Origin of the sequence: Burkholderia sp. MSMB1826 (assembly GCF_001526325.1) — a bacterium.
Lineage (GTDB): Bacteria > Pseudomonadota > Gammaproteobacteria > Burkholderiales > Burkholderiaceae > Burkholderia.
In genome coordinates this window covers 767833-780694 of record NZ_LOYN01000010.1, presented here as the reverse complement: position 1 = coordinate 780694, position 12862 = coordinate 767833, and the positions used below count along the sequence as shown (strand labels likewise).

Here is a 12862-nt window from a genome sequence, read left to right as displayed (position 1 = left end):
CAACGGACAATCGGGCAGCCAGCGGCGGGCGGCATCGAATGATGCAAATCTGCATCAGACAAATGCGAAATTATCACTTTTCCGCATCAGGCGCGCGGTCCTAGACTCCCGGCATCTGCCTGGAGGTGTCATGTCCGATTGCCATTCCGTTTCCGTTCCTGTCGCCGCGGCGGCGCCGAGCCGCCCGACGGCGCGCGAGCAGCGCTGGACGCTGGCGCTCGTCGCGGTCGGCATGTTCATGGCGGTACTCGATTCGACGATCGTCAACGTGGCGCTGCCGGCGATGCGCACGAGCCTCGGCGCGACGGTCGCGGAGCTCGCGTGGATCGTCGACGCGTACACGCTCAGCTTCGCCGCGCTGATTCTCGCGGGCGGCGCGCTGTCCGACCGGTTCGGCGCGAAGCACGTGTATCTCGCCGGGCTGGCGCTGTTCGTCGCCGCGTCGGCGGCGTGCGGCGTCGCGTCGTCGGTGGCGGTCCTCGTGGTCGCGCGTTTCGGGCAGGGCATGGGCGCCGCGCTCTTCTTGCCCGCGTCGCTCGCGATCGTGCGCAGCACCTTCGACGTGCCGGCCGAGCGGGCGCGGGCGATCGCGGTGTGGGCCGGCATCGCGTCGGTCGCGGTCGCCGTGGGGCCGGTGCTCGGCGGGATCCTGGTCGACGATTTCGGCTGGCGCAGCGCATTCCTGATCAACGTGCCGACCGGCGCAGTGGCCTTTGCCGGCGCGGCGGCGCTCGTTCGGGCATCGGCCGCGCAGGACGTGCGCCGGTTCGACTGGGCCGGCCAGTGCGTCGGGGCGACGGCGCTCGGTGCGCTGTGTTTCGCGGTGATCGAACTGCCGACGCGCGGCGTGGGCGCCACCGAGGTCCGGTGCGCGCTGCTGATCGCCGCGCTCGCCGCCGCCGTGCTGGTCGTGGTCGAGCGGCGTGCCCGCGATCCGATGGTGCCGCTCGCATGGTTTCGCAACCGCATCTTCGTCGCGATGAACCTGATGGGCAGCCTCGTCTATGTCGGGTACTTCGGGCTGCTGTTCGTGCTGAGCCTGTACCTGCACGGGCGCTTCGGCATGAGTGCGCGGCAGACGGGGCTGACGCTGTTGCCGTTCGCGCTGAGTCTGTCGCTCGGCAATCTGCTGTCGGGAAAACTGCACGGCCGGGTGCGTCCGGTCACGCTGATGGCGAACGGCCTCGCGATGGCGGCGCTGGCCGTTCCCGCGATCGCGCTTGCGCTCGCGCTGCGTGCGCCGTGGCCGGCGGTCTGGACGGCCTTGGTCGCATTCGGCACCGGGACCGCGCTGTCGGTGGCGCCGATGATCGCGACGGTGCTCGAACAGGTGCCCGCCGACGCGGCGGGCGTGGCATCCGGGTTCCTCAACGCGGCACGGCAGGCCGGCAGCCTGCTCGGCGTGGCCGTCGCAGGCGCCGCGACGATCCTGTTGCCGGATCCGACCGATGCGCTGTGGGCAGTCGCGGCGCTCGGCTGCGTCGCCTATGCGATCGCCGCGCTGGCTGCGCGGACGGCAGGTCGCGCGTAAGCCGCGCAGCCGCGCCGTTGACGCACGAGCGGCAGGGGCGTGGCGCAGTGGCCGGCAAGCCGCTGCGCACGCGCATGCGGCGGCGCGGCTGGACGCGCCGCGGAATGTGGAGGACCATTTCCTCGTCATGCCGCGAGCGGGCGGGCGCGATGGTCACGCGTTCGCCTCGCCGCGCCACCTGTCGAACCCCGTCCAGCGGAGCCCCATGGAACCCGATCAACAGACCGCCGATCCGATCCTGCTGCGCGACACGCACGACGGCGTCGTCACGCTGCGCCTGAATCGCCCGCAGCAGTTCAACGCGTTGTCCGAAGCGTTGCTCTCGGCCCTGCACGATGCGTTCGATACGCTGGCTGCCGATCCGCACGTGCGCTGCGTCGTGCTGGCGGCCGAAGGCAAGGCGTTCTGCGCCGGCCACGACTTGCGGCAGATGCGCGGCAAGCCCGAACTCGACTACTACCGCACGCTGTTCGCGCAGTGCAGCCGCGTGATGCTCGCGATGCGCGCGTTGCCGGTGCCGGTGATCGCGCGCGTGCACGGCATCGCGACGGCGGCCGGCTGCCAGCTCGTCGCCGCGTGCGACCTCGCGATCGCGGCCGACACCGCGCGCTTCGCGGTGTCCGGCATCGACGTCGGGCTGTTCTGCTCGACGCCGGCCGTCGCGCTGAGCCGCAACGTCGCGGCCAAGCGCGCGTTCGACATGCTGATGACCGGGCGCTTCGTCGATGCGGCGACGGCCGCCGCGTGGGGACTCGTCAACGAAGCCGTGCCCGAGGACGCGCTCGATGCGGCCGTCGCGCGCAAGGTCGCGGAGATCGTCGCGAAGAGCCCGGCCGCGGTGCGGGTCGGCAAGCAGATGTTCTATCGTCAGCGCGAGATGCCGCTCGACGAAGCGTATGCGTACGCGGGCGACGTGATGGCGCGCAACATGATGGAAGAGGATGCGGGCGAGGGCATCGACGCGTTCCTCGACAAGCGGAAGCCGACGTGGCGTTCGTGATGTTTTGACGGAAGGGGCACGGAGCGCATCGGCGCCCGTCGTTGCACGACGCGCAACGACGTACCGCGTCGTCGCCGGTGCGCGTGAGCGGGCCGCCGGTATGTAGCGCGACAGGTGCGGCGGTGCGCTCGCGTATCGCCGAACCGCCGAACCGCCGAACCGCCGAACCGCCGAACCGCCGAACCGCCGAACCGCCGAACCGCCGAACCGCCGCCGGTCAGCGCCCGTAGCTGCCGGTCCGCGGCGCCGGCTGCACGCTCGACGCGCCGGGCGGCACGATTACCACCGGCACGCGGCGCGCGAGCGCGCACATCAGCTCGTAGCCGATCGTGCCGCTGGCTTCCGCGACGTCGTCCACCTTCACCTGGTCGCCCCACAGCTCGACGTTCGAGCCGATGCCCGCGTTCGGGCACGGCGTCAGGTCGACGGTCAGCATGTCCATCGACACGCGACCGACGACGCGCGTCATCACGCCGTCCACGGCGATCGGCGTGCCGGTCGGCGCGTGGCGCGGATAGCCGTCCGCGTAGCCGCACGCGACGACGCCGATCCGCATCGGCCGGTCGGCCGTGAAGCGCCGACCGTAGCCGACGGTCTCTTCGGGGGCGAGCGTCTGCACGCCGATGATCCGGCTGGTCAGCGTCATCGCGGCCGTCAGCGGCGTGTCGGCGATATGGCGCGACGCGCCCGTCGGCGAAGCGCCGTACAGGATCGTGCCGGGACGCACCCAGTCGCGGTGCGCGTGCGGGTGCCACAGCACCGCCGCCGAATTCGACACCGAGCGCTCGCCCGGAATCCCGGCCGTGGTCGCGTCGAACTGCTCGAGCTGCCAGTCGACCTCGCCTTCGTCGGCGTTCGCGAAATGCATCATCAGCGTGATCTTGCCGATCGACGGCGCGCGCGCCGCGCGCTCCCAGGCGGCGCGGAACGCGGCCGGCCGGTAGCCGAGCCGGTTCATCCCGGAATTCATCTTGAGCTGGATGTCGATCGGCTGCCGCGGCTTCGCGGCGATCAGCAGGTCGAGCTGTTCGTCGCAGTGCACGGCGACCGTCAGCCGGTGGCGATCGGCCAACTCGACGTCGGCCGGGTCGAAGATCCCTTCGAGCAGCAGCACGGGCTTGTCCCAGCCGAGCTCGCGCACGCGCACGGCTTCGTCGAGATCGAGCAGCGCGATGCCGTCGGCGGCCGCGAGGCCCGGGTAGATCCGTTCGATGCCGTGGCCGTACGCGTTGGCCTTGATCACGGCCCACACGCGCGATTGCGCAGCGGTGCGGCGGATGAAGTCGAGGTTGTGGCGGACGGCGTCCGGGCGGATATGGGCGACGATGGGACGGGGCATGGCAAGGGCTCGGGTCGGATGTCGTTCGGCGCACGGCGGCGCGGAGGAAACGGCGGGCTTGGCGCGACCGCGTGCCAAGCCAGTGTTGAGCGCTATCTTATTGGTGATCGACCAGTTTTAATTAACGTATTTGTCGACGATTTGGTGGAAATTTTGGTGTCATAGCCGGCCGGGCTCGTTGCCGGCGGCCTGCGCGGCCGAGTCTCCCGTCTAGAAAACCGGTGCGCGAACGGCACGGCGCGATGCTAAGCTCTCGGCGATCTTGTCATTGTTCAATGTAATCATAATGGAGGAGACCTGGATGACGACGTCCCAGCTGTGCCTGTTCATCGTCGCATTGTTGCCGTTCCCGATGACGTTTCTCGCCAAGGCCCGCAAGGGCTACGACAACCGTGCGCCGCGCGCGTACCTGGCGAAGCTCGAAGGCTGGCGCGCACGCGCCCAGGCCGCTCATCAGAATGCGTGGGAAGCGCTTGCGCTGTTCACGGCCGCGCTGGTGGTGGCATGGCACAACGGCGCGAACGTGCATCGCGTCGACCAGCTCGCGATCGCGTTCGTCGCGATCCGCATCGTCTATGCGCTGATGTACCTGTTGAACTGGGCGTCGCTGCGTTCGCTCGTGTGGTTCGGCGGGATGGCGTGCGTCGTCGCGCTGTTCTTCGCGACGCCGTAAGCAGCCAGGCGACGCGACGCCGGCCTCGCATGCCGGCCCGTCAGGCGCCGCTCGTGCCTCGCGCGTGACTGTCGTTGGATGCGGGCGCAACCATTTTCGAGACGAACGGCGGCGCGTTCGCTTCACTGCGCAGGAACGCGATCAACGGATCGAGCAGCCGGTGCCGCGTCGACGGATGGCGGCGCAGCACGAAGCGCCACGACGCGTCGCGCGCGAGGCCCGGCACCAGCGGCACCAGGCGCCCGCTGCGCAGTTCGGGCTCGATCAGCGGCACGCGGCCGAGCGCGATGCCCGCGCCGCCGACGGCCGCGCCGATCACCTGGCTGAAACTGCTGTAGCGGACGATCTTCGTCTCGAAGTCGCTCGGCAGGCCGAATTCCGACGCCCAGTTGCGCCAGTCGATCTCGGGGTTGTCCTCGTGCATCTCCTGCAGCAGCCGCGAGCGGCATACGTACCCCGATGCGTACGGAAACAATTCGGGACTGCACACCGGAAACACGGTTTCCCGCATCAGCACGTCGTCGTCGGCCCGCAGCCGGTGCGCGGGCACGTGCACGATCGCCAGATCGACGCCGCTGCGCGCGAAATCGGGCTCGTCGTCGAGCACGACCGCGTGCAGCGGGGTGTCGGGATGAAGCGACGAGAATTCCGCCAGCCGGCGCGCGAGCCACATCGACGAAAACGGCGCGTTGGCGGAGACGGTGAGCCGTTGCGCGGTGCCGCGAATCTCGGCGCACGCGTCGGTGAGACGCGACAGCGCGTCGCCGACGGCCGGCAGCAGGCGCGCCCCGGCCGGCGTGAGGCTGATGCCGCCGAGCCCCGTGCTGCGTTCGAGCAGCCGTGCGCCGAGCGATTCCTCGAGCGAGCGGATCTGATGGCTGACCGCGCTGGTCGACACGTTCAGCTCGACCGCCGCGCGCGCGAACCCGCCGAGGCGAACGGTCGCCTCGAAAGCACGCAATGCGCTGAGGGGAGGTAGGTGCGACATGCGGGGTATTGTAGTTGACTCAACACCCGTTGAAAAATCATCTTTTGCCGCGCGCGGGCGGCGCGGGTAGCCTCGATCCGGTCAAGAAAAACGCAACGAAACACCGACTGGAGGGCTTCATGTATTTCGACCGACGACTATGGGCGATGATGGCGGGACTGCGCTGGCGGGTGGCGGCGGCCGTCGCGCTCGGGCTGCTCGCGATGGGTGTCGGCATCCTGCGCTTCGTATTTCTCGGTCGCGTGCTGGCGCTGGTTTTTTCCGGCGCGCCGGCGCGCGACATCGGCGAGGCCGTCGCTGCAACGGCGGCTTGCGTGCTACTGCGTGCCTGGCTCGATCATCGCCGCACGGTGCTCGCGCAGCATACGGCGGGCCGCGTGCAGGCGACGCTGCGCGCGCGGCTGTTCGACCGGATCGCCGCGCTCGGCCCCGCATGGTTCAACGGCGAACGCACGGGCGGCGTCATGCTGGCCGTCGTCGACGGCGTCGAGCAGTTGCAGACTTTTTTCGGCGTTTACCTGCCGCAGCTCGTGATCGCCGCGTGCGCGCCGCTGATGATCTTCGCGGTGCTCGCGTGGTGGGACGTACCGACGGCCGCGATCCTGCTGGTCGCGGCGCTCGTCACGCTGGCGCTGCCGCAGCTCGTGCATCGCGCCGACAAGCGGGCGGCGCTCGCCCGTTCGGCCGCGTTCAAGGCGTTCGGCGAGGAGTTTCTCGACGCGGTGCAGGGCCTGCCGACGTTGAAGGCGTTCGGACAGAGCACCGCGTTCGGCGCGAAGCTGGCAGCGAAGGCGCGCGCGCTGTCGGACAGCACGTTCTGGGTGCTCGCGCTCGGCCTGCTGACGCGGTTCTTCACGGATCTCGGCACCGGCCTCGGCGCGGCCGCGGCGATCGCGGTGGGCGCGTGGCGTGTGCGGCACGGCGACATGAGCCTTGAAGCGCTGCTGATCGTGCTGATGGCCGGCAGCGAGATCTTCCGGCCGCTGCGCGACCTGCGTGCGGTGCTGCATCAGGGGATGATCGGCCAGTCCGCGGCGCATGCGATCCATGCGCTGCTCGACGCGGGCAGTCGGGCGCCGGCCGCCGACGCGCCGCGGGTGGCGGGCCTGCGGCCGGAGATCGCGTTCGACGACGTCAGCTTCGCGTATCCGGGGCGCCGCGCGGAGGCTCATGCGGCGCTGAGTTTCTCGGTGCGCGAGGGCGAGACGGTGGCGATCGTCGGGCCGAGCGGGGCCGGCAAGTCGACCATCGTACGCCTGCTGCTGCGCCAGCACGACGCGCAAGGCGGTGCGGTCCGGATCGGCGGCCACGACGTGCGTACGCTCTCGGCCGACCAGGTACGCGACATGATCGCGGTCGTCGCGCAGGACGCGACGCTGTTCGACGGCAGCGTCGCCGACAATCTGCGGCTCGGCCGCCCGGACGCCAGCGACGCGGACATGATCGCGGCCGCGCGCGCGGCCAACGCGCACGATTTCATTTCGGCGCTGCCCGACGGCTACGCGACACGCATCGGCGAACGCGGGCTCATGCTGTCGGGCGGCCAGCGCCAGCGCATCGCGATTGCCCGCGCGCTGCTGCGCGATGCGCCGATCCTGTTGCTCGACGAGGCGCTGTCGTCGGTCGATGCGGAGAACGAAGCGCTGATCCAGCAGGCGCTCGACCGGCTCACGCACGGACGGACGACGCTCGTGCTCGCGCACCGGCTGTCCAGCGTGATCGGCGCCGATCGTATCCTGGTGCTCGACCAGGGGCGGGTGGTCGACGAAGGGACGCATGCGGCGCTGATCGCGCGCGACGGCCCGTATCGACGGCTGATGGGGCCGCAACTGGAAGCGGTCGCCGAATCCGTCGGCGCGACGGCGGCCGCCGGTGCGACCGCGCGCGCGTCGTCGGGCCCGCAGGTGCGGCCGCTGAACGACGATGCGGCGACGATCGGTTGGTCGGAAACGTTGCAGACGTTGCTGCGCTTCGTGCGTCCGTGGAAGGCCAAGGTGATGCTGACCGTGCTGTTCGGGATCGGCCGCGTGCTCGCATTCATCGGCGTCGGCGTGATCGGCGCACGGGTGGTCGGCGCGGTGCCGACGGGGCAGGTCGGCAGCGGGCTCGTGGTCGCGCTGCTCGCGATCGCGCCGGTCGCGGCCGTGCTGCACTGGCTCGAATCCTGGCTCGCGCACGACATGGCGTACCGGCTGCTCGCGGAAATGCGCATCGCGCTGTTCGCGACGCTCGAACGGCTCGCGCCGGCCGGACTGCTGCACCGCCGTTCCGGCGATCTCGTGTCGCTCGCGACGCAGGACGTCGAGACCGTCGAATATTTCTACGCGCATACGCTGGCGCCGGCTTTCGTCGCGGTGCTCGTGCCGACCTGTGTGCTGGCGTTGCTCGCGTCGGTCGCGTGGCAGCTCGCGCTCGTGCTGTTGCCGTTTCTGCTGTGGGCGGGGCTCGCACCGGTGCTGGCGCGGCGCGACGTCGACCGGCTCGGCACCGGCGCGCGCGAAGCGCTCGGCCAGCTCGGTGCGCACCTGACCGAAACGATCCAGGGGCTCGCGGAACTGACCGCGTTCCAGGCGATCGCGCGCCGGCGCGCGGCGTTCGTGGCCGAGGTCGATGCGTACCGCCGGCAGCGCGCGAAGCTGCTCGACGATCTGTCGTCGCAAAGCGCCGCGCTGGAAGTCGCGAGCGGGCTCGGCGGGCTGGCGGTCGCGGCGCTCGGCGCGTGGTTGTGCGCACGCGGCGGGTTCCCGCGCGAGTCGTTGCCGCTATTGGTGCTGGTCGCGGTGGCCGCGTTCATGCCGGTGGCCGAAATCGGCCAGGTCGCGCGCCAGCTGGCCGACACGATCGCCTCGACGCGCCGCTTGCGCGCGCTGGAGAAGGAACCCGTGACGGTGACCGACGGCGCGCACGCGATGCCCGGCGATGCGACGGTGCGGTTCGAGGCGGCGTCGTTCACGTATCCGGGGCGCAGCGTGCCCGCGATCGATCGCGTGAGCTTCGAGGCGCCGCCCGGCAGCACGGTCGCGCTGGTCGGCGCATCGGGCGCGGGCAAGTCGACCGTCGCGAGCCTGCTGCTGCGCTTCTGGGATCCGCAGCAGGGCCGCGTGACGCTCGGCGGCGTCGACCTGCGCGACCTGCGGCTCGACGACCTGCGGCAGCACATCGCGCTCGTTGCGCAGGATACCTATCTGTTCAACGACACGCTCGAAGCGAACATCCGGCTCGCCGCGAACGACGCATCCGATGCGGACGTGCGGCGCGCGATCGATCACGCCGCGCTCGGCGACTTCGTCGCGCGGCTGCCGGACGGGCTCGCGACGCGCGTCGGCGAGCGCGGCGTGCAGTTGTCGGGCGGCCAGCGCCAGCGCGTGGCGATCGCGCGCGCATTCCTGAAGGATGCGCCGGTGCTGATCCTCGACGAGGCGACGTCGCACCTCGACACGATCAGCGAGCAGCAGATCCGCGCGGCGCTGGAGGACCTGATGGCGCAGCGCACGTCGATCGTCATCGCGCACCGTCTGTCGACCGTGCGCCATGCCGACCTGATCCTCGTGATCGAGCAGGGCACGGTGGTCGAGGCCGGACGCCATGCGGACCTGATGGCGCGGCAGGGCGCGTATGCGCGGCTCGTGTCGCATCAGGCGAGCGGGGTCGCGGCGTGAGCGACGCGGCATCGGCGCGTTGCCCGTTGGCCGTTGGCCGAGCGTTGCGTCACCTGCATTGAATCGAGCCGGCGGTTGCCGGCGTGACGCGCACGACCGTTCCGGCACGGCGCGCCATCTTCCGCCCCGCGCCGCGCCATCCGCCGGCGCGCCACGATCCGGCGGGGCATTGTGCTCCGCCATCCTCCCGCTTTCCTCCGATCTATCCGCGCCGCGCGGCCCGGGTTTGTCTCGATGCATTTATCTGTTGCGGACTTTTTTGGCGTCGTAGTATCGCCATTGACAACACTTGTTGCACTAATGTCTAATTAGACATCGCATGTTGCGGTGTGACTCGATGTCGTCGTTCCGCCGGCCCGTTGGCCGGTTACATCGCTCAATCATGCGGAGAGAAACCATGAGTCGCCGTTCCTTCCTGAAAGCCGTCGCGGTCGCCGCCGCGCTCGGCGCCAGCCTCGCGCACGCGGACACCAAGACGCTCGTCGTCGGGACCGATACGTCGTTCATGCCGTTCGAGTTCAAGCAGGGCGACAAGTACGTCGGCTTCGATCTCGACCTGTGGGCCGAGATCGCGAAGGACCAGGGCTGGAAATACACGATCCAGCCGATGGATTTCGCGGGCCTGATTCCGGCGCTGCAGACGCAGAACATCGACGTCGCGCTGTCGGGGATGACGATCAAGGAAGAGCGCAAGAAGGCGATCGACTTCTCCGCGCCGTATTACGACAGCGGGCTTGCGGCGATGGTGCAAGCCGGCGACACGTCGATCAAGTCGATCGACGACCTGAACGGCAAGGTGATCGCCGCGAAGACGGGCACTGCGACGATCGACTGGATCAAGGCGCACCTGAAGCCGAAGGAGGTCCGCCAGTTCCCGAACATCGACCAGGCTTACCTCGCGCTCGAAGCGGGCCGCGTCGACGCGGCGATGCACGACACGCCGAACGTGCTGTTCTTCGTGAACAACGAAGGCAAGGGCAAGGTGAAGGTCGCGGGCCAGCCGGTCAGCGGCGACAAGTACGGGATCGGCTTCCCGAAGGGCAGCGCGCTGGTGCCGAAGGTCAACGCGTCGCTCGTGAAGATCAAGGCCGACGGCCGCTACGCGCAGATCTACAAGAAGTGGTTCGGCGCCGAGCCGCCGAAGATGTGAGCGTGACGGCGCATCGGCGCGCGGCCCCGGGGCCGCGCGGGTCTTGAATCGAACGGGGAGCGACAAGTGAATTTCGATTGGTCGGCGATCTGGGCGGCGTTGCCGGACCTGATGGACGGGGTCCGGTTGACGGTGTTCATCGCATTTTTCGGGCTGGTGGGCGGCTTCGTCGTCGGGATGATCGCGGGCATGTTCCGCGCATACGGACCGAAGGCGATGAACGTGCTCGCACAGGTCTATATTGAATTGATTCGCGGCACGCCGATCGTCGTGCAGGTGATGTTCCTGTATTTCGCACTGCCGCTGCTCGCGCATATCCGCATCGACGGCCTGACGGCCGCGATCATCGCGATCACGGTGAATTCCGGCGCGTATCTCGCGGAAGTGGTGCGCGGCGCGCTGCTGTCGATCCCGAAGGGGCTGACGGAAGCGGGGCTCGCGATGGGGCTGTCGATGCCGCGCGTGCTGTTGAAGATCGTCGGGCCGCTGGCGTTCCGGCGGCTGATTCCGCCGCTCGGCAACCAGTGCATCGTGAGCCTGAAGGACACGTCGCTGTTCATCGTGATCGGCGTGGGCGAGCTGACGCGCAAGGGGCAGGAAATCATCGCGGGCAATTTCCAGGCGGTCGAGATCTGGAGTGCGGTGGCCGTCATCTACCTGATACTGACCGGTGCGATGACGCTGACGCTTCGTCTCGTCGAAAAGCGGATGAAAATCTTATGAGCATGATCGAATTCCAGAACGTGTCGAAGAGCTTCGGCCATGTGCCGGTGCTGAAGAACATCGACCTGAAGATCGACGCGGGCGAGGTGGTCGTCGTGGTCGGTCCGTCGGGCTCGGGCAAATCGACGATGCTGCGCTGTATCAACGCGCTCGAGAAAATCACCGGCGGCGAGCTGCTGGTCGACGGCCAGAGCGTGCGCGGCAACGCGGCGACGATTCGCAACATCCGGCTCGAAGCCGGCATGGTGTTCCAGCAGTTCAACCTGTTTCCGCAAATGACCGCGCTCGAGAACGTGATGTTCGGGCCGATGCAGGTGCGCGGCGCGTCGCGCGCCGACGCACGTGACCAGGCGATGGCGCTGCTCGACAAGGTCGGCCTCGAATCGCGCGCGAATCATTACCCGTCGGAGCTGTCGGGCGGCCAGCAGCAGCGCGTCGCGATCGCGCGTGCGCTCGCGATCCGGCCGCGACTGATGCTGTTCGACGAGCCGACGTCGGCGCTCGATCCGGAATTGCGCCACGAAGTGCTGAAAGTGATGCAGGATCTCGCGACCGAGGGGATGACGATGATCGTCGTCACGCACGAGATCGGCTTCGCGAAGCGGGTCGGCACGCGGCTGCTGTTCATGGATCAGGGCGGCATTGCCGAGGACGGCCATCCGGCCGACCTGATCGACCGGCCGCCGACGCCGCGCCTGAAGGAATTCCTGAAGCACGTATCCTGAACGAAACCGAAACACCCGACATGCCGCTTTCCCTTTCACCCGTCATCGCCGGCACGCCGTTCGACATCGGCGTGCGCCTCGGCGAGCTTGCGCGCCCCGTGTTCGATCCGTACATGCAGCAGAGCAGCACATGGCAGGCCGTGCGCCGCTGGCGCGGCCATCCGTTCGTCGCTGCGCTGCGGCAGGCCGCGCTGGCCGCGTACCCCGACCTCGTCGCGGAACTGGACGGGATCGCGGCGGGCGTCGGCTGGCCGTCCGAGGACATTTTTCTGTGGAATTGCCGCGGCGAGCTGATTCACAACGCACCGGACGGCTGCACGACGCTCGCCGCGCGCGGCGCGGACGGCACGCGCTGGATCGCGCACAACGAGGACGGCGATCCGTACCTGCGCGAACGTTGCCTGCTCGTCGACGTGCAACCGGCGGGCAAGCCCGGATTCGTCAGTTTCTATTACCCCGGCTCGCTGCCGGGGCATACGTTCGCCGCGAACCGCGCGGGCATCGCGCAGGCGATCAACAACCTGCGGATCCGCACGCCGGTGCCGGGCGTGCCGCGCATGATCCTCGCGCGAGCGGTGCTCGACGCGACGTCGCTCGACGCGGCCGCCGACGTGCTGCGCACGCATGCGCGCGCGAGCGGTTTTCATCACACGCTCGGTGCGACCGGCGATGCGCGGCTGCTGAGCATCGAGGCGAGCGTCGCGCGCTGTTCGGTCGTCGACGTCGCACGGCTTGCGGGCCATGCGAATCATCTGGTGCATCCCGGTTGCGATGCGGAAGCGCAGATCGTCACGCAATCGTCCGGCGATCGCCAGCAGCGCGTCGACGCGCTCACGCGCGACATCGATGCGATCGACGAAGCCGCGCTGCTGCGCGTGCTCGGCGATCGTGCGCCGGAAGGACTGCCGATCTATCGCGACGATCCGGCCGACCCCGACGACGAAAACACGCTGGCGACCGCGGTGTTCGCGATTCGCGACACCGCGATCGACTTCACCGTTCATCAACACGGCACGCAGCGCTTCGCGACGCGCATCGTGCCGTCCGGACGCGCACACCGCGCATCCTGATCCA

General features: G+C 69.2%; 10 protein-coding genes. 8 read left to right on the top strand and 2 right to left on the bottom strand.

Going from position 1 to position 12862, the window contains the following annotated elements; genetic code table 11:
• Positions 1-130: 130 nt before the first annotated feature.
• Together WS95_RS05435 and WS95_RS05430 are read left to right on the top strand one after the other, a co-directional pair.
• The gene (locus WS95_RS05435; RefSeq protein WP_059822673.1) at positions 131-1531 is read left to right on the top strand and encodes an MFS transporter; all 1401 of its coding nucleotides are present in this window, start codon (positions 131-133) and stop codon (positions 1529-1531) included.
• A 205-nt stretch (positions 1532-1736) separates the two neighbouring features.
• The gene (locus WS95_RS05430; protein ID WP_059785059.1) at positions 1737-2531 is read left to right on the top strand and encodes an enoyl-CoA hydratase; all 795 of its coding nucleotides are present in this window, start codon (positions 1737-1739) and stop codon (positions 2529-2531) included.
• Positions 2532-2748: 217 nt separating this feature from the next.
• Here the strand turns inward: WS95_RS05430 and alr are convergent, their stop codons facing one another.
• Positions 2749-3870, bottom strand: a complete 1122-nt coding sequence (alr, locus tag WS95_RS05420) for an alanine racemase (protein ID WP_059822672.1) — start codon at positions 3868-3870, stop codon at positions 2749-2751.
• A gap of 301 nt (positions 3871-4171) precedes the next feature.
• On the opposite strand from alr, the gene WS95_RS05415 reads away from it, so the two are divergent.
• Positions 4172-4543, top strand: a complete 372-nt coding sequence (locus WS95_RS05415; protein ID WP_034205081.1) for an MAPEG family protein — start codon at positions 4172-4174, stop codon at positions 4541-4543.
• A gap of 40 nt (positions 4544-4583) precedes the next feature.
• Here the strand turns inward: WS95_RS05415 and WS95_RS05410 are convergent, their stop codons facing one another.
• Positions 4584-5531: a LysR family transcriptional regulator gene (locus WS95_RS05410; protein ID WP_034205080.1), complete on the bottom strand. Its 948-nt coding sequence runs from the start codon at positions 5529-5531 to the stop codon at positions 4584-4586.
• A 119-nt stretch (positions 5532-5650) separates the two neighbouring features.
• On the opposite strand from WS95_RS05410, the gene WS95_RS05405 reads away from it, so the two are divergent.
• The 5 genes from WS95_RS05405 to WS95_RS05385 all read left to right on the top strand — a co-directional run bounded on the left by WS95_RS05405 (position 5651) and on the right by WS95_RS05385 (position 12858).
• On the top strand, positions 5651-9190 hold the full coding sequence (locus tag WS95_RS05405) for an ABC transporter ATP-binding protein/permease (protein WP_059822818.1): 3540 nt from the start codon (positions 5651-5653) through the stop codon (positions 9188-9190).
• A 397-nt stretch (positions 9191-9587) separates the two neighbouring features.
• Positions 9588-10340 carry a glutamine ABC transporter substrate-binding protein GlnH gene (gene glnH / locus WS95_RS05400; protein ID WP_059822670.1) on the top strand — a complete coding sequence of 251 codons (753 nt, stop codon included), beginning with the start codon at positions 9588-9590 and terminating at the stop codon, positions 10338-10340.
• 66 nt (positions 10341-10406) lie between these two features.
• Positions 10407-11063, top strand: coding sequence for a glutamine ABC transporter permease GlnP (glnP, locus tag WS95_RS05395; protein ID WP_059500780.1), 657 nt, complete (start codon positions 10407-10409; stop codon positions 11061-11063).
• Positions 11060-11788, top strand: coding sequence for a glutamine ABC transporter ATP-binding protein GlnQ (gene glnQ / locus WS95_RS05390; RefSeq protein ID WP_034205076.1), 729 nt, complete (start codon positions 11060-11062; stop codon positions 11786-11788). Before glnP ends, glnQ begins: the two co-directional genes overlap by 4 nt.
• Positions 11789-11808: 20 nt before the next feature.
• Positions 11809-12858 (top strand): C45 family autoproteolytic acyltransferase/hydolase, encoded by a 1050-nt coding sequence (locus WS95_RS05385; protein ID WP_059822668.1) that lies wholly within the window; start codon positions 11809-11811, stop codon positions 12856-12858.
• The last annotated feature ends 4 nt before the right edge of the window (positions 12859-12862 follow it).